Genomic DNA, 18,066 nt, shown 5'->3' on the forward strand with positions numbered 1-18,066 from the left:
CCTGAAGACCCCGCAGCGGCGGTTTTTCCACTTCGGAGGCTGAAGCCGTGCCCGCGGAAAGCGAAGTATTCTGCCGGAGCGAAATGCAAGCACTCAATCATCATTAGAACCAAAGAAAACGTCACGAAGAAAATTTTCACTATGTCGCATTTTATAGAAATAGCAACAAACTGTGTAAATAGAACAAAATAGCATCTATAACGATTGCGATGATATTTTGTTATTTAAATTGATATAAACGTTATTATACCAAAGAAAAAATGGGTACTAATCGATGTGCGATTGGTACCCTAATTCGTATGCAATTTATTATTTTCTATTCGATAACTGATCCTGTCGCAATAACACCAAGACTGGTTTTCGAAACTATTAAACTGGTACTGGTGGTGGAACATCACTTTCTTGGTAACGGTGGTCCAAGTCAACGAACTTGTTATATTGCTTCACAAACGCGAGCTCAACTGTTCCAACTGGGCCGTTACGCTGTTTGGAAATAATAATTTCAATAATATTTTGCTTCTCTGATTCCTGGTCATAATAATCATCACGATATAAAAATCCAACAATATCAGCATCTTGCTCAATACTTCCTGATTCACGTAAGTCAGACATCATTGGACGCTTGTCTTGGCGTTGCTCCACACCACGTGATAACTGTGATAAGGCAATAAGCGGGACATTTAACTCACGTGCTAAGCCTTTGAGTGAACGGGAAATTTCAGAAACCTCTTGCTGTCTGTTCTCTCTAGAGCCCGCACTTCCTTGAATGAGTTGTAAATAGTCAATTAAAATCATGCCAAGCCCATGTTCCTGCTTCAAGCGCCGGCATTTTGACCGAATTTCACTTACACGTATGCCTGGTGAATCATCGATGTAGATCCCTGCATTTGAAAGGCTCCCCATCGCCATTGTTAGTTTACTCCAGTCATCTGACTCCAAGCTTCCTGTACGTAAACGCTGGGCATCAATATTTCCTTCCGCACAGAGCATCCGTTGAACAAGTTGTTCGGCGCCCATTTCCAAACTAAATATCGCTACATTTTCATCCGTATTAATCGCCACGTTTTGCGCAATATTCAACGCAAATGCTGTTTTACCAACCGATGGACGGGCAGCAATAATGATTAAATCGTTACGTTGGAAGCCAGATGTAATATGATCAAGATCACGATAACCTGTTGGAACGCCTGTCACATCTTCTTTATGATTATGCAGTGTTTCAATATCATCGTAGACTTCAATTAACACATCTTTTATCGATTTGAATGCTCCAGAGTTTTGTCGATGGGAAACTTCTAGAATGTTTTTTTCCGCTTCATTTAGAACATCCTCAATCTCATCTTCCCTTGTAAAGCCAGTCGTCACAATATCAGTTGCTGTACGAATTAACCGACGTAATACTGATTTTTCCTCCACAATTTTACTATAATATCCTATATTAGCAGCGGTCGGTACACTTCCTGCCAAATCTGTTAAATAAGATACCCCTCCAACCTCGTCCAATGTCCTGGCATTTGATAAGGAGGTCGTTACGGTAACAAGATCAATCGGCTCACCAAGATCAGAAAGCTTCATCATCGTTTCATATATACGCTGATGGCTGGCACGATAGAAATCCTCGGGCATCAACAATTCTGATGCTTGTGAAAAAGCATCCGGTTCAAGGAAAATAGCACCGATTACCGCCTGTTCCGCTTCGATATTATGTGGTGGTGTACGATCATTCCAATTTTCATTCATTCTTTCTTCCTCCCAGAGAGGTTTATACTAAGAAAAGCGCAAGCGCCCTTACAGACTAAAAAGCGGTGTCCCGGGTCTGCAATTACTTGACCCACCGAATTTGCCATAAGCATAATAGCGCCTCAAATTTTATACGTTCTTATACTCGTAATTTAAAGAAATCGGCTTATCACCGATTTCCTTAAGAATTTTGTTTACTTTTCTGTTACATGTACTTTAATCGAACCAGAAACTTCCGGATGAAGCTTAACTGGAACTGTTGTATAGCCTAACGCCCGAATTGGTTCATCTAATTCAATTTTACGTTTATCAATCTTATATCCATGTGCCTTTTCAAGTGCCTCTGCGATTTGTTTACTTGTTATTGAGCCAAATAGCCGGCCACTATCCCCTGACTTTGCTGTTAACTCTACCGTTAGGTCTGCCAAGGTATCTTTTAATTCAATAGCATCTTCTTTTTCTTGTTGTTCTTCCTGCTCAGCTTTCTTTTTCTGTGCATCTAACGCCTTCATGTTTCCTTTAGTTGCTTCTTCGGCTAACTTATTTTTTAATAAATAGTTACGTGCATAACCGTCAGATACATTTTTCACATCGCCTTTTTTCCCTTTTCCTTTTACATCTTTTAAGAAAATAACCTTCATTCTGTTTCTCCTCCTCCGAAATATTCCTCTAGTATATCTTTTAATAATGCTTCTGCATCGTCAATTGTTGTGTCTTCAATTTGTGTAGCTGCATTTGTTAAATGACCGCCGCCATTCATTTTTTCCATGATAATTTGAACATTGACGTCACCTAGAGACCTGGCACTTATTCCAATTCTACCATCTTCCCGTTCAGAAATAACGAATGAGGCATTAATTCCACTCATCGTTAAAAGTGTATCAGCTGCTTGGGCAATTAGTACAGGACCATATATTTCCTCTGGTTTCCCCTTGGCAATCGCAACCGAATGATTATATGTCTGTGCACGTTCAATTAATTTACTCCGCTTAATATATAACTTCAAATCTTCTTTCATAAATTGTTGTACTAATACGGTGTCAGCACCCTTAGAACGTAAATATGAAGCAGCATCAAACGTTCGAGAACCTGTTCGCAATGTAAAGCTTTTCGTATCGACAATAATACCTGCGAGCAATGCTGTGGCTTCCAGCATTTTAAGTTTCAATGTTTTCGGCTGGTATTCCAATAGTTCTGTTACCAATTCAGCAGTTGATGACGCATATGGTTCCATATAAACAAGCGTTGGATTGTCAACAAAATCCTCAGCACGACGATGATGGTCAATAACTACCTTGAATTCCGTTTTATTCAATAAGCGCTCATCCGCTACCATAGAAGGTTTATGGGTATCAACAACAACTACCAGGCTCCTGCTTGATACAAGTGCCTCCGCTTCTTCCGGCTCAATAAAATGTTTCCATAGGCTTTCCTCTGCTTTAATGGCATCAACCATCCGATAAACACCTGTGTCCACATCGTCAGGATCAAAAACAATATAGCCTTCTACTTCATTTGCCTTTGCGATATTTAAAATACCAATAGCTGCGCCAAGTGAATCCATATCAGGGGATTTATGACCCATGATAATGACATTGTCACTCTCTTTCACAAGTTCTTTTAATGCGTGGGAGATAACACGTGCCCGTACCCTTGTGCGTTTTTCCATTGGATTTGTTTTACCACCATAGAAACGCACCTTACCGGAATCATCTTTAATTGCTACCTGGTCGCCTCCACGGCCCAATGCCAGGTCAAGACTTGATTGAGCAAGTTCGCCAAGAGTTGGAAGACCCATATTCCCATACCCAACTCCGATACTGATCGTAACAGGGATATTTTGTTCCGTATTCAATTCCCTTACTTCATCAAGAATATCAAACTTAGTCTTTTCTAATTTCTGTAGAATCTCTTTCGTCCCAACCGCTAAAAATCGTTCCTGTGATGTCCGTTTCAAATAGATTCCATATGCGTGTGACCAATTATTCAAAACAGATGTAACTTTTGAGTTTAACTGACTTTTGAAGGTATCATCCATATTTTGTGTGATTTCCTCATAATTGTCTAAAAAGATGATCGCCAACACGGTTTGCTCATTCTGATAAAGTGTTTGAATTTCATTTTGCTTCGTCCGATCAAAGAAATATAACAAACGCTCTTCTTTCCTAACAACTGTTTGGAATTTATAACCCTCTAACTCGAAGCCTATTTCATCTTTCGCTTCTTTAATCATCGGTACTAAATCCTCTGACAACAAGTTTAGTGATTTCCCGACCAGTGTATCTTCCTCAGCAAAATTGTTCATATATGGATTCGCCCATTCGATGAAAAAATCGTCATTGTAAAGGACAATTCCAATCGGCATTTCTAATAACGCCTCCTCACCAACTTTTTTAATTCGGTGGGATAGCGTCGAGATGTATTCTTCCGTCTCATTTATAATTGTTTTCTCTGTTTGGATACTGTAGTAAAACGATGCTGCTAGAAAAAGCGTCATTAACAGCCCCAATATCCATTGGTAATACCATATAACGCCTAGCAAAATGATTGATAATAAATAAATAATCCATAAATGTCTGCTAAGCGCGGGCTTTTTTTGTAAGTCTGGCATTGAATTCACTCCACAACCTAATCCGTTCTATTTTCCATTTTGTGAGATCCGGTCTCGTAGATTGAAACCTATATCAATTATACCTAAAATCCGCACAATATAAAGGAACAGAAATGGCATAAGTATTGTCAAAACAACACTACCTATTGGCAATGCCTTTGACTTGTTTTTCTGATATGCGTAGAAAAATATCAATGAAAATCCTTGGATCACCATTAACATCCCTACTAACATAAGGACATTATTTACTGCTAGATATAACATACCATTTTGATCTAATTCAAAAAATGTAAAAATCAATGCAAAAAAGTAGATCCAAACAAGCGATACCGGCAATTTTAGTTGACGAAACGGTGGAAAGTGAAAATTCTTATTTTCTAATCGATTAATAACTTTGTAACTAACCCATTGGCCAATAAGCGCCAGTAAAATACCAATAACTGCGATCCCAACCGGAATCAAATTTTTAAGCATTTCCATTTGTTCCTCGACAAGCGCCATTTGCTCCGCCACCTGATCGGCAAAACCAAATTGCTCCATCGTATTCTGACTCATTTGCATGGATTGGTCAATCATCACATCAATTTCTTCTAACAAATTCACGTCAAACACTAACTGACTAAGTAAAATGACAAATACCAATCCAACTACAAATCCGACTGCACCTCGCGCCCATGTTTCATAAGCAGATAGACCACTATACATTGCACTACCAATCATAATACCGCCGAGCCCCATTAGTATCGTAACTGGCAACGAAAAGATGGTGGCAAATAAAGAAGATAGTATAAGCGCTACCGCCAACATTAATAGTGACGGTTTCCAATCATATCTAGAAGCAAAGATAATAATTGGTACCGGCAAAAGAAATGTAGCGACAAATTCAATTAATGGAACAAACATTGCGATTAATAATAATACGATGTAAATGGCTATTAATAGTGCCCCATCGGTAAGTAATTTTGATCGATTCATTAACTGCACCTCTTATATTTTGTTGCAACAAAAGTAAAAAAGTATAAATTTAGTTTCTATTTAGCTAACAATACGTAAACCATGACTACCATCACGCAAGTCCCAAAACACGACCTGCTCATCGACCAGCAACCCAAATACTTCTTACAATAGGAATGTTCGATTATAGTTGCAGGCTTACGTCATATTTATCCTGTTATAATATGATAACATTTTTCATAAGCAATTTGGTGTTGAAAATTGTAGAAAAAGTATTTCCCGGGCAATTGTTAGTATGCTCAGATCTCTTCTCAAGTCACTTTTCGTAATGTTTGCTGCTTTTTAAATTTCGTAATTTCTATATTATGCGCAGTAACTTTTATGTGACTTCCTCTCATTCTTTAGAAGATGAGTGGAAATCGCGGCTTGGGGGAAATACTCGCTTTCCGCGGGGAACGCTTCAGCCTCCAGCCTCCTCGCGAGCAAAAACCGCTCACTGCGGGGTCTTCAGACAGTTCCTTTCCCACAGGAGTCTCGCATTTCCCCCAAGCCTAAGTCTGATTTTCTGTCCGTGGGAGAAGAAAGCCACTTAATATTAAAATCATTAACAACTACTCACAATCCAGAAAATTCTTATCAGCGGAGATAGAATACGAAGACTCCTGCGGGAACAGCACGAGCTGAAGACCCCGCAGAGTGGTTTTCTCGAGGAGGCTGAAGTCGTGCCCGCGGAAAGCGAAGTATTCTGGCGGAGCGTATTCAAGCACCTCTGTTAATTAGAACAATTGAAGTCCTTGTAATATTCACTATTGCACATAATATATCTATTGAGTAAGAAAACCACAATCCTTTTGAAGACAGCTTTTTAAATAGATAAAAGACAACTAGCGCATTTTCCGGCGTTTTTTATTATAATGGAAGAGATCGTATATTTTTACTCGAAGGATGAATATGCATGACTTTTTTTGAAGCATTTAAACATAGTATTAAATTGCCGACCAAAAACGCAATGTTTAAATTAAATAGGATTGGAATGGACGTTACAGTAGTCTATATGTTTATTCTACTGCTAATTGTCTCGCTTCCATCGTTAATTGATCAGCTGACAACCTCTAGTGGAGCTGGAGCCAATCTGCAATTGTTTTTCTTGCTGGTCTATTTTTTTATTTTTTATTATCTCCCATTAGTGATATTTGTATTTGTCATGCTCTCCGCAGTTGCCTATATTGGTACATGGATCAGTCGAACATTACATCGTAAAATTCGCTTTGCAATTCTTTGGAAAATGTGTGCCTATACGACAACAATTCCCTTCCTTCTCTATACACTTATCGCCTTCATTTTTCCAATAAGCGATAAGTGGCTATGGTTGTTTTTAGGATATACATTTATTTTAATGGTGAAAATTATTACGATATATCCTAGACGCAAAAAACGGCCGGGGAGGATTCGATAATGAAACGCATATTGCTTTTGTTAACCTGTTTACTTCTTCCGTTTCTTGCTAGTTGCGATCAGACAGATTCCGCTGATTCCGATACCGGTACGACAGAAATTTTTGTCTCAGCTGCAGCTAGTTTATCAGGTGCGATGAAAGAAATTAGTAAGGAATATGAGGAAAAGAACCCCAATGTGACGATTTCATTTAATTTCAGTGGATCAGGCAAACTGGCCCAGCAAATTCAACAAGGGGCTCCTGTTGATGTATTTCTATCAGCGAACCAAAAATGGATGGATGTTTTAGAAAATGAAAAACTTATTTTACAAGATACAAGAATAGATTTTGCCAAGAATACGCTCGTGATGATCGGAAAAAAGGATGCTCATTTGCAAATGGATTCATTCACATCTATCCAACCTACTATTGGTCAAATTGCAATTGGAGACCCTAAAAGTGTACCTGCTGGGAGCTACGCAAAAGAAGTTCTCCAACATATAGATAAGTGGGATACGCTTACCGATCAATTTGTTTATGCAAAAGATGTGACACAAGTTCTCTCCTATGTAGAATCAGGCAATACAGCGATTGGTTTTGTTTATGGTAGTGATATCTTGCGTTCAGACAATGTTAACATACTGGCAGAGGCTAAGGCTGACTGGTACACGCCTATTGTTTATCCAGGTGCTGTCACAAGTACAAGTAATAATACCGAGGCTGCAAAGGACTTTGTTACATTTTTAACAAGTGACCACGTTCAAAAAACATTAGCCGATTATGGATTTACAAATAACTAGTTATAAACGAGGTTGGTGTAAATGAATTATACTCCATTTCTATTATCCTTAAAGATAGCGGGTATAGCGACCTGCATTGTCCTTGTCTTCGGCATCGTATTTGCGAGGATCTTGGCACGCAGTCATTTCCCAGGTAAACGCATAATTGAATCGGTGTTAATGCTGCCATTAGTATTACCACCTACTGTTGTTGGCTTTGGCTTACTATATTTGTTTGGCAAAAATGGCCCGATTGGCAGTATTTTATTGCAATGGTTTGATTTCCAGATTGTGTTTACATGGGTAGGCGCAGTGGTTGCAGCAACGGTTGTCGCATTTCCATTAATGTATCAAAGTGCGTCTGCTGCTTTTCAAAACTATGATCAAAATATTGAAAATGCCGCATTGACGATGGGAGCTTCCAAATGGAAAGTATTCTGGACAATATCCTTTCCTTTAGCATGGCCCGGGCTTCTAGCAGGATTAGTATTAACCTTTGCCCGTGCATTAGGCGAGTTTGGTGCTACACTTATGATTGCGGGATACATACCAAATAAAACAGAAACCATTCCACTAGCAATCTACTTTGCGGTTGAAAGTGGAAACTCTGATACAGCGGTTTTTTGGGTGATCAGTATTATTATTATAGGATTTAGCGCTATATTATGGTTAAACTGGTGGAGTGGACGAAACATACTAAGATTAGACAAGTGATTGGCGGGATACATCATGCTTTCTGTAGCTATGACGAAAAAGCTGAAAAACTTTTCAATTGAGTTGGAATTTACTATTGGCGAGGAAATTGTTGTGCTATTCGGTCCATCTGGTGCCGGAAAAACAACGATTCTCAATTGTATCGCCGGACTCTCCCATCCAGATTCAGGTAAGATCATATTAAACAATCGATCTCTTTACGATGAAAAAAGGAAACCAATCCCCGTACAAAAGCGAAATATCGGCTATTTATTTCAGGATTATGCCTTATTTCCGCACATGACAGTTGAGAAAAACATTAAGTATGGCATGAAAGATGAAACATTACTTCATAAACTGGTGGACGTAATCGGTATTGAACGGCTATTAGATAGCTATCCACGGCAAATTTCAGGCGGAGAAAAACAACGTGTTGCTTTGATACGTGCACTAGCTACAAAACCAGAAGCTCTTTTACTGGACGAGCCATTTTCAGCACTGGATGATAAAACACGACAAGAATGCCAAAACGAATTACTCCGACTACACCAAATGTGGAAAATACCAATAATCATGGTTACACATGATTATGGAGAGGCTGAAAAGTTGGGTAATCGTATTTTACAGATTGAGCAAGGGAAACTAGTATGAGTAATTCAGAAACCATCCCATTCACAAACCTCACCTATTATGCAGGAAAACACTCTTGACGTATCGAAGTGTATACGTATCATAATATAAGCAGGTGAAAACATGAAGGCATTATTAGTTATTGATGTTCAGAATGGTATTGTTAATCAAGGCAATTTTCAAGAAGAACTAGCACGAATGGAGACTATTATTAAGGACTTTAAAGAAGACGGTAGCCCGGTAATTTTTATGAAGCATCTTGATGATATAGAAGAAAGTCCATTATACAACGGATCTAATGGTTCAAAGCTTCATCAATCATTAAAGGATTATGCGGACTATACATTAGAGAAGAATACACCAAGTTCTTTCTTCAATACGGAATTAGCAAATACATTACAAAATTTAGATGTAGATCACCTATTTATTACAGGATTTAATACCGAATTTTGCTGTATGTTTACCGCTATTTCAGCATTCGATCGTGGGTATAAAGTTACATTCATTGAAGATGCAACAGGCACAGTCAATACTGGTGAAACATATGAAATGAAAGGATTGGACATTAGGGATTTTGTCGGAACAGTTCTGCATTGGTCGGATGTTATTGAGGTATTGGACTTTGATGAATATGTGGAGATGTATAATCTTATTAAATAACAAGCAAAAATGCATTAATGATCATAATCCACCACATTATCACGTTATTAGGAGGTGTCAATTATGGTTCTAATCAAAAATGCAAAGGCTATACCCGGATTACAGGGATGGCTATTCATTACATTTGATAACAACGTCCAAAAACTAGTTAATATAAATGAGGAAATAGCGTATTAACAAAAAACCTTTTCGCATGTAAAAGCATACTGCGAAAAGGCTTTTTTAATTACTCTGATACATAAGGCAATAATGCCATTGTACGAGCACGTTTGATTGCTCTAGTCAATTTACGTTGATATTTTGCAGATGTTCCTGTAACACGACGAGGAAGAATTTTTCCACGCTCTGAAATGAAACGTCTTAGTAAATCAACATCTTTGTAGTCGATGTGTGTGATTCCGTTCGCTGTGAAATAACACACTTTACGACGTTTTGCACGTCCGCGACGAGCTGCCATAAATACCCCTCCTTATTCTCTAGAATGGTAAATCATCGTCTGATATATCGATGGGTTCTCCACTATTACCAAATGGGTTCCCTTGGTTTTGATTTTGATTCTGTTGGTTCTGATTTTGATTCTGATTCGGTTGGAAGCTAGGTGCCCCTTGACCTTTATTCTGAGAAGATCCTTTTGATTCTAAAAATTGTACACTATCTGCTACAATTTCTGTAACAAAAACTGTTTTTCCATCTTGTCCTTCAAATGTACGTGTTTGAACACGGCCGTCTACACCTACCATACTACCTTTTTTCATATAGTTGGCAAGATTCTCAGCTGGTCTACGCCATACAACACAATTAATGAAATCCGCTTCACGGTTTCCTTGTTGATTGGAAAATGGTCGATTAACAGCTAACGTAAAATTGGCTACTGCCACGCCGTTTGGTGTATAACGTAAATCCGGATCCTTCGTTAATCTGCCGACAAGTACGACACGATTCAACATCAGAACCACCCCTTATTATTGATCTTCTTCTCGAATTGCCATATGACGAATAATATCATCCGTGAATTTCGCTTGACGATCAAACTCATTAATTGCAGTTTCATCACCAGAGAAATTAATCACTACATAATATCCATCACGAAAGTCTTGAATTTCATATGCAAGGCGTTTTTTGCCTTTTTCATCAACTTTTGCAATCTCCGCGCCATTATCAGTTAGAATTTTGTTGAAACGCTCAATCAAAGCTGTTTGCGCTTCCTCTTCTATGTCTGGGCGGATGATGTACATGATTTCATATTTAGTCATCCGTTACACCTCCTTTTGGTCTTAGCGGCCCCTATTTATTGTAAAGCACAGACATTGATGCATGTACTTTTCTCAATAAGAGCAAGGAGTAATCCGTTAGTAATTACTCACAATAGTGTATTATACCAAACCTTCTATGAAAAAACAACTTTTCGAGAGAATCCAAATTATACGTTATACCGTTTATTACAGAACCAAAGCACACTTCCGCCTTTTACACATTAAACCGGAAATGAATAACATCCCCGTCTTGCACCAAATACTCCTTGCCTTCCAATCGAACTTTCCCATTTTCACGTGCATGTGCCATTGAACCAGCATCCATAAGATCACCATATGATACGGTTTCTGCACGAATAAATCCACGTTCAAAGTCTGTGTGAATAATCCCTGCTGCCTGTGGTGCTTTTATGCCTTTACGAAATGTCCATGCTTTCACTTCCTGCTCACCAGCTGTAAAGTACGTTGCTAAGCCTAGTAAGCTATAGGAAGCTTTAATGAGCTTGTCCAGACCTGATTCCGTAATCCCCAAATCTTCAAGAAACATTTCCTTTTCATCCTGATCTAACTCGGAAATTTCCTCCTCAATTTTCGCACAAACAACGATTACCTCCGCACCTTCTTTGGCAGCATAATCTTTAACCTTTTGGACATATTCATTTCCTTCAGTATCGGCAACTTCATCTTCACTGACGTTTGCTACATATAGCGTTGGCTTGCTTGTCAGCAAATGTAGACCTTTCACAATTTTCCATTGATCTTCCGTAAGTTCCAATGCGCGTGCAGGCTTTTCTTCTTCAAAACCCGCTTTTAATTTAGTAAGTACATCATACTCAAGTACAGCTTCCTTATCCTTTTGTCTAGCTAGTTTCTCCACTCGTTGATAGCGTTTATTGACTGTTTCTAAGTCAGCCAAAATTAATTCCAAGTTAATAATTTCAATATCAGAAATTGGATCAACCTTGCCAGATACATGAGTAATGTTCTCATCTTCAAAGCAACGAACAACTTGACAAATTGCATCAACTTGGCGAATGTGGGATAAAAATTGGTTCCCCAATCCCTCCCCCTTACTAGCGCCTTTCACAATACCAGCAATATCGGTGAACTCAAATGCTGTTGGTACGGTTTTTTTCGGGTTTACTAATTCAGTTAATTTATTTAAGCGATCGTCTGGAACTTCTACAATCCCTACGTTCGGGTCAATCGTTGCAAATGGGTAATTCGCCGCTTCTGCACCCGCTTGGGTAATTGCATTAAATAACGTGGATTTCCCAACGTTTGGAAGTCCGACAATTCCTGCTGTTAAAGACATTCAACTTTCACTCCTTAAGGATTCCATTCAATGAACGCGTTCCATACCAATTATAATACAAGCACGTATTTTGACAAGTAATCAAAAAGCAAAAATAAGCATTCCGATATGCTCATTTTTGCTAATAGTTAGACCAAATTTCCGTTTTCTAATCTAAACTACGGCACAAAGTTAAACTTTCAAGCAAAAAAATTAATTTTACTGTTTTATTCTTCAGCCTTTTCAAGTACCTTTTTAAGTTTCTTAGAAAATTGCTTGCGAGGGATAAGTACACTATGATCACAGCCTAAACATTTTATCCGAATGTCCATACCCATCCGAATAATTTTCCAGCGGTTTTCCCCACATGGATGTTGTTTCTTCATCTGAACAATATCATGCAAAGCAAACTCTTTATCTACCATACAATCAAAACCTTCTTTCTAATTTGTCTCTTGATCTCGTCTCATTTCTCCCTCTGCTTCTAATGCAGTCGGTGCTTCATTTCGTGAATACATAACTAATCTTGGTGAAGGAATTTCAATACCTTCTTTATAAAGTCGTTCTTTTACCTCTTTTCGGATGATTCGAGCTCCAGCCCATTGATATACCGGTAACGTCTCAGCAATAACACGAATCACGAAATGGGATAATTCTAATGTCTGTACACCGATAATTTCTGGAGTACCAACTATTTCTTCATATTTATCAGGTAATTCTAATGCCATGTCTTCAATAATTTTTTCAGCAGTACCTATATCACTCTCATATGGCACGTTTATATCTACAACAGCTAACCCATTATGAACAGAGTAATTGGTAACCTGTGTCACATTACCATTTGGAATCACATGTTGTTCGCCTGTCCAACTTATAATTTTCGTGGTTCTTATCCCAATTTCCTCTACTGTGCCTTCCACATTAGACGTATTGATATAATCACCTACCGAAAATTGATCTTCAAAAATAATAAAAAACCCAGAAATAATATCACGAACTAGGTTTTGAGCACCAAACCCAATCGCAAGCCCGGCTACACCAGCACCAGCTAATAGTGCTCCTACTCTAAACCCAAATACATTATCAAGTATCATAATTAGGGCAGCAAAATAAACGGTATATGTTAGTGTGTTTTGAACTAACTTTTTAAGCGTTGTTTCTCTTCGTTCTGTTATTCTAAAAGGACCGCGTTGTTTATTTTTGAATAATCGCTCAATAACATTTTTCCCGACCCGAACTACTAACATGGCCAACACAATTACAAGAACAATTTTAATAAAGCCTTCTGCTATGGTTAGCCATAAATCAGGACCCGTTATATACTCCCAAAATTTGTTAACTTCATCCAAATTAAGACCTCCAAAACCTATGAATTCGTAATGGATACCTTTCCATATATGAATAAAGTTTACAACAATATACGCTAATTTGAAAGAGAGAAGCAAACTCATGAGCATCACGACCTATTATCTATTTTTCCACATTGGATATAATAAAAGTCGGGTTAAAACATACAAGTTAAGCAGTCCATAAATTGGATAAACATACGTAATTAATGTAGAAAAACCCAACGTCGTTAACGGAACCATTACAATTAAAATTAATAAGACTAACAGCCATAAGGGGATATTTAAATAGCTCTGCAGCCTAGTAACTATCCCCAATACTCCTGAGGCTGCTGTTGTAAAAATAGCAAACCATAGCAAAATTGACATAAGGATGAGCATTCCAAATGGATAATGTTTTAAAATAGCAAACAACGGAATTTCATATAAAAGAAGCTCATCAGCAATTTGTATTAAACTATTATTATATACATACGAAATAACCCCTAAGATTAGACCGCTACCAATACATGCAATCCATATTTCCCCTTTTGTGCGAACCTTGTTACCGATCGCACCCAATACAGCAATTAATGGAAGGATATTTAAAGCTGTAAACGGAAAAGCAGCTGTCCAATTCCGCTGTTCATGCCAATGCGAGAAAAGTGCCAAGTCCTGGTCAAATGTAAACAAAAACAATATATATAACAAACCACCGAGTAAAAGCGGTAATATAAGTTGATTGATAGATAAAATACCACTGATATCTTTAAGGAACAAAAGAATAAGTGCAATTACAATGAAAAAGACACCCCACCAATAAGAAAAGTTAAATGCCTGTCCTGTTGCCCCACTTCCAGCAATCATCACAACAGTTGTCGTAAACAAATACAGAAATATCATGACATCGTAAACACCTGTCAGTTTACTTCCAACAATATCGCGAAGTATTGGCAAATAGTCGGTTGACTTCCGCTCATGACTTAAATTTAATATCACAAAGCATGACATTGAAAAAAACACTGCAAACAAGACAATAGCAAGTCCACTTTCATGTCCGAAAAATTGCCACAATTCCCTCCCGGATGCATATCCAGCACCAATTGTTGTTCCAATAATTAAAAACATCCACTTAAGTCCAGCTCTGAGCATTCGATTTCCTCCAATAAATTGTAGTGTGTATGTATACTTCAAACTTTTAATCCGTATACTAATACCAATATGTTTGTGGAGGATAAGCTATGAATCTAAAAAAGCGTTTTGCAGGAAAAAATGAGGATTTTAGGATGGCATACACAGACCCCGACTTACTTGAGACAATGTGTGAAAAAATTACCTCATGGCTCCCAGAACTTCCATTTGAGTATGTCGTTGTTTGTATCGGAACAGATCGTTCAACTGGTGATGCATTAGGTCCGTTTATTGGAACTTTTTTTTCGGAGTTAAAACCAAAACATATAACTGTATATGGTACTCTTAATGACCCGGTTCATGCCACAAATCTAAATAGTTATATCCAACATATTAACCAACAACATAAAAATCCTTATATCATTGCAGTAGATGCTTGTTTAGGAAAAAGCAATTCCGTTGGGTCACTAATCACCGGAATTGGGCCAATAAAGCCTGGAGCAGCATTGAACAAACCATTACCACCAGTCGGTGACATACACATAACCGGTGTTGTTAATGTTAGTGGATTTATGGAATACTCTATTTTACAAAATACTAGATTGTCAATTGTCGTTGCAATGGCCAAAAAGATCGTTGCTATTTTAGACCAGATCGATCAACAATTACACTGCAACCAACCAATGCCTGCCATTCTTTCACCACGAGAAATCACACAATCAACTGCGGATATTTAAGAGTTAACAATGCTTCATAAACAATGGGATTTTAATAAAAAGGTCCTTTCGCAATGTAAGTAGTTCAGATAACGTGGAGAAAATGTTAAATAACAACGTCGAATATCATATAAAAACTCAGCAGTATTAACACACTAAATAACACACAAAAACGCTTGGATTTTATACCAAGCGTTTTCGTTTATCCTTATTTTGTTATTCAGTTTTTTAATTAATTTTCTCATTATTTTTATCCCTTATAATTATTTCATAAGGAATTTCTTCAATAGATAATTCCTCTAATTTCAACTCAATTATTTTATCTACGTATTTTTCAATTTCCTTAACTTTTTCATCAGAATTCCCGAACCAGCTATTATTTATTTTTGTTTTGATAATAATTTGTAATGGTTGCGGATGGAATGAAGAAGCAAATCCTCTATATTCTTTAAACTTCTTATTTATTTCCTCTCTTATTGCAGTAAATATGGGATGCCATTCCTGATCTCTTATCTCACTTTCACTTTTCTTTGTTAATTGAACTGTAAAATTCATATTTGTATCTGACAAAATGGTATTAGAAATGAGTTTTTCAAGTTCAGCATTACCTACAAAATTATTATCTGTTCCTTCAATTATGATTTCCTTCTTCGGTTTAACTGATATTGAATAAGAATGGTTATTATATCCCTCATTCTTTAGTACATCCGACACTATATTTGAAACATTATGTATTGACTCATCCTCTTTATTTTGGGAAATATTCCTGTCTACTATCCTAAACCTTATATCAAAATCATTAAAACCTACCTCTTTTGTAGTATTAGATATTATATTTTCAATTTGGCTCTTATTTGACTCTAAAAAATCCTTATCCTTAACTTGAACGGTTAAAATACGATCTTCATTAGAATAACTTAGTCCTACCTCACCGTATCCTTTGTCCATTAATTCTTTTGAACTTCTTGTAAACAATTGTTCTAATTTGTCTTTTTCTTTTTTAGTTTCTTCCATACTTTTTACTAATTCACTTTCTATTTGTTCATCAGACTTAGCGTTTCCCGATTCACTTGAGTTGTTTGCAAATACCAAAGTAGCACAAAAAATAATTATTATTAAGGCAATACCAATAACAATTTTTTTGACCATAACCATGCCCTCCCTTAATTAGAGGATATGGTCAGTTTTTCACATTATTCTTATTGTTAGTCTTCTAAAGTTATTGATTAACTGTCCCTTTAATTGATCAAGGTGCAATTCTTTATTTAAGTAACGCACTCTTTTGTTCAATATCTTAATCAAACTTTGATTGGTTCTTTCTAAAGTAACAGCTCAACTTTCGCACCTCTAAAAAAGTAATGCACTTAGTTTAAGATTGTACTTAAAGTCACCTAAGATAGTATTTTTGACAATAAAATCCTTAAGAACCTACTGAAAAGGTTCAATTTTTATAGAAGTAGGTTGTCGAAATACCGCATCTTGAATATACTTCGCTTTCCGCGGGCGAGTGTCGAGCCTCCTCGGACTGTCGTCCTTGAAAAAGAAAATCGCTTTTTCTGCGTGCGGTGTAGTGCTGACGTAGCTTTCCTTGTCCTGCGGGGTCTCGCCGATCTCTTACTTCCCACTGGAGTCTACGTATATTCAAGATGCTAGCATAAGCGGTCATAATTTTTTTCAGCAACGAACTCTTTTCAGTACTATATTTATCTTAATGGTTGCTGGAGTATGTGCAGTTAATCATATGACTTTTCTTGCTTCGTCTTTATTCTTTATACATGTATGACTAATAAAGCATTCACTATTATAAAGCACTACACTAGTTGCCTGGAACGAAAGGTGACTGACTCCTGCGGGAAAAGCACGTGTCTGAAGACCCCGCAGGAAGTGGGTTTCTTCCGAGGAGGCTGAAGCCGTGCCCGCGGAAAGCTGTCACCTTTCGTGGAAGGCAACGGCCGCATAACTCTTATTACATTTGTACAATACTGAAGTCAAATACAGCAATGAATTCCGTACTAACCCAATTTTACAAAGGGTTATATCTTTATTTTGACCTGCGAAAGTTGAGTAACAGTTAATAAAATAGTGACATGAGTATGAAGTCATTTATTAACGACATTTTGCCATATAAAAACATTCATACTAGCTGATAAATATAATAAATAATTCCTACTGTTACTAGTGATGGTAATAGATTGCCAACCCGGATATTAGTTAGTTTTAGTAGATTTAAACCGATTGCCAAGATAAGAAGGCCCCCCACTGCAGTTATTTCAATAATAAATCCATCTAAAAACGCCTCGGGTAGCCAATTCTCTATTTGTGTTGCTAACAATGCAATTGATCCCTGATAGATTACTACTGGTAACACTGAGAAAATAACGCCATATCCTAATGTTGTTGTTAACACAAGCCCGACAAAGCCATCAATGATTCCTTTTGTGATTAATATCTCATGGTCGCCTCTTATCCCACTATCTAATGCCCCAATTACAGACATCGCACCAATACCAAAGATAAGTGATGCAGTTATAAATCCTTGAGCAACACTGAAATCATCATTTGTTGTCGTGAATTTACTACCTATCCAATTACCTAAGCGGTTTAATCCTTCTTCAAGGTGAATAAGCTCTCCCAAGATTGCACCACTTAATAGACTTAAAAGAACAACAACAATATAATCTGCTTGGAAGGCCATTTGTAACCCTATTAAAATAACTGCCAGTCCAATTCCGTGCATAACTGTTTCCTTATAACGTTCAGGTATTTTCGTAAAAAATAAACCAATTAAACTTCCGACTATTATACAAACCCCATTTACTAGTGTCCCGAATAAGACCATTGCCAC

Annotated in this window: 19 protein-coding genes; 6 read left to right on the forward strand and 13 right to left on the reverse strand. The window is 37.4% G+C overall.

The features are described 5' to 3' along the window. Window positions 1–369: 369 nt before the first annotated feature. The 4 genes from dnaB to ACW2QC_RS15365 form a co-directional block, all read right to left on the reverse strand. Window positions 370–1,740: a replicative DNA helicase gene (dnaB, locus tag ACW2QC_RS15350; RefSeq protein ID WP_457544826.1), complete on the reverse strand. Its 1,371-nt coding sequence runs from the start codon at window positions 1,738–1,740 to the stop codon at window positions 370–372. Between the two features lie 194 nt (window positions 1,741–1,934). Continuing rightward, a complete protein-coding gene (gene rplI, locus ACW2QC_RS15355) occupies window positions 1,935–2,381 on the reverse strand; it encodes a 50S ribosomal protein L9 (protein WP_457544827.1) in 447 nt (148 codons plus the stop codon). Then, a complete protein-coding gene (locus tag ACW2QC_RS15360) occupies window positions 2,378–4,351 on the reverse strand; it encodes a DHH family phosphoesterase (RefSeq protein ID WP_457544828.1) in 1,974 nt (657 codons plus the stop codon). The genes rplI and ACW2QC_RS15360 overlap by 4 nt, the downstream gene beginning before the upstream one ends. Window positions 4,352–4,378: 27 nt before the next feature. Further along, on the reverse strand, window positions 4,379–5,326 hold the full coding sequence (locus tag ACW2QC_RS15365; RefSeq protein ID WP_457544829.1) for a YybS family protein: 948 nt from the start codon (window positions 5,324–5,326) through the stop codon (window positions 4,379–4,381). Window positions 5,327–6,260: 934 nt separating this feature from the next. Here ACW2QC_RS15365 and ACW2QC_RS15370 point away from each other — a divergent pair. The 5 genes from ACW2QC_RS15370 (at window position 6,261) to ACW2QC_RS15390 (ending at window position 9,502) form a co-directional block, all read left to right on the forward strand. Then, the gene (locus ACW2QC_RS15370) at window positions 6,261–6,761 is read left to right on the forward strand and encodes a DUF1189 family protein (protein ID WP_457544830.1); all 501 of its coding nucleotides are present in this window, start codon (window positions 6,261–6,263) and stop codon (window positions 6,759–6,761) included. Continuing rightward, window positions 6,761–7,540, forward strand: coding sequence for a molybdate ABC transporter substrate-binding protein (modA, locus tag ACW2QC_RS15375; RefSeq protein WP_457544831.1), 780 nt, complete (start codon window positions 6,761–6,763; stop codon window positions 7,538–7,540). Before ACW2QC_RS15370 ends, modA begins: the two co-directional genes overlap by 1 nt. Before the next feature lie 21 nt (window positions 7,541–7,561). Further along, window positions 7,562–8,233 (forward strand): molybdate ABC transporter permease subunit, encoded by a 672-nt coding sequence (gene modB / locus ACW2QC_RS15380; RefSeq protein WP_457544832.1) that lies wholly within the window; start codon window positions 7,562–7,564, stop codon window positions 8,231–8,233. Window positions 8,234–8,248: 15 nt separating this feature from the next. Continuing rightward, window positions 8,249–8,863 carry an ATP-binding cassette domain-containing protein gene (locus ACW2QC_RS15385; RefSeq protein ID WP_457544833.1) on the forward strand — a complete coding sequence of 205 codons (615 nt, stop codon included), beginning with the start codon at window positions 8,249–8,251 and terminating at the stop codon, window positions 8,861–8,863. A 102-nt stretch (window positions 8,864–8,965) separates the two neighbouring features. Next, on the forward strand, window positions 8,966–9,502 hold the full coding sequence (locus tag ACW2QC_RS15390) for a cysteine hydrolase family protein (protein WP_457544834.1): 537 nt from the start codon (window positions 8,966–8,968) through the stop codon (window positions 9,500–9,502). Window positions 9,503–9,728: 226 nt separating this feature from the next. Here the strand turns inward: ACW2QC_RS15390 and rpsR are convergent, their stop codons facing one another. From rpsR to ACW2QC_RS15425, 7 genes are all read right to left on the reverse strand, one after another. Then, entirely contained in the window at window positions 9,729–9,959 is a 231-nt protein-coding gene (rpsR, locus tag ACW2QC_RS15395; protein ID WP_457544835.1) for a 30S ribosomal protein S18, read from the reverse strand. Window positions 9,960–9,978: 19 nt separating this feature from the next. After that, window positions 9,979–10,449, reverse strand: a complete 471-nt coding sequence (gene ssb / locus ACW2QC_RS15400; RefSeq protein ID WP_106495703.1) for a single-stranded DNA-binding protein — start codon at window positions 10,447–10,449, stop codon at window positions 9,979–9,981. 15 nt (window positions 10,450–10,464) lie between these two features. Further along, window positions 10,465–10,755 carry a 30S ribosomal protein S6 gene (gene rpsF, locus ACW2QC_RS15405; RefSeq protein ID WP_457544836.1) on the reverse strand — a complete coding sequence of 97 codons (291 nt, stop codon included), beginning with the start codon at window positions 10,753–10,755 and terminating at the stop codon, window positions 10,465–10,467. A gap of 214 nt (window positions 10,756–10,969) precedes the next feature. Beyond that, a complete protein-coding gene (gene ychF / locus ACW2QC_RS15410; RefSeq protein WP_457544837.1) occupies window positions 10,970–12,070 on the reverse strand; it encodes a redox-regulated ATPase YchF in 1,101 nt (366 codons plus the stop codon). A gap of 206 nt (window positions 12,071–12,276) precedes the next feature. Then, window positions 12,277–12,474, reverse strand: coding sequence for a DUF951 domain-containing protein (locus ACW2QC_RS15415; RefSeq protein WP_106495700.1), 198 nt, complete (start codon window positions 12,472–12,474; stop codon window positions 12,277–12,279). A gap of 18 nt (window positions 12,475–12,492) precedes the next feature. Next, window positions 12,493–13,398, reverse strand: a complete 906-nt coding sequence (locus ACW2QC_RS15420; RefSeq protein WP_457544838.1) for a mechanosensitive ion channel family protein — start codon at window positions 13,396–13,398, stop codon at window positions 12,493–12,495. A gap of 117 nt (window positions 13,399–13,515) precedes the next feature. Beyond that, complete coding sequence (locus tag ACW2QC_RS15425; RefSeq protein WP_457544839.1) at window positions 13,516–14,526, reverse strand: YkvI family membrane protein; 1,011 nt, start codon at window positions 14,524–14,526, stop codon at window positions 13,516–13,518. A gap of 89 nt (window positions 14,527–14,615) precedes the next feature. Between ACW2QC_RS15425 and yyaC the strand changes: the two genes are divergently transcribed. Continuing rightward, window positions 14,616–15,242, forward strand: a complete 627-nt coding sequence (gene yyaC / locus ACW2QC_RS15430) for a spore protease YyaC (protein ID WP_457544840.1) — start codon at window positions 14,616–14,618, stop codon at window positions 15,240–15,242. A 207-nt stretch (window positions 15,243–15,449) separates the two neighbouring features. Here yyaC and ACW2QC_RS15435 read toward each other — a convergent pair whose 3' ends face one another. Together ACW2QC_RS15435 and ACW2QC_RS15440 are read right to left on the reverse strand one after the other, a co-directional pair. Next, window positions 15,450–16,370, reverse strand: coding sequence for a hypothetical protein (locus ACW2QC_RS15435; RefSeq protein ID WP_457544841.1), 921 nt, complete (start codon window positions 16,368–16,370; stop codon window positions 15,450–15,452). A gap of 985 nt (window positions 16,371–17,355) precedes the next feature. Further along, on the reverse strand, window positions 17,356–18,060 hold the full coding sequence (locus ACW2QC_RS15440) for a DUF554 domain-containing protein (RefSeq protein ID WP_457544842.1): 705 nt from the start codon (window positions 18,058–18,060) through the stop codon (window positions 17,356–17,358). Window positions 18,061–18,066 lie beyond the last annotated feature (6 nt).

It is taken from the genome of Virgibacillus sp. FSP13 (assembly GCF_054048505.1).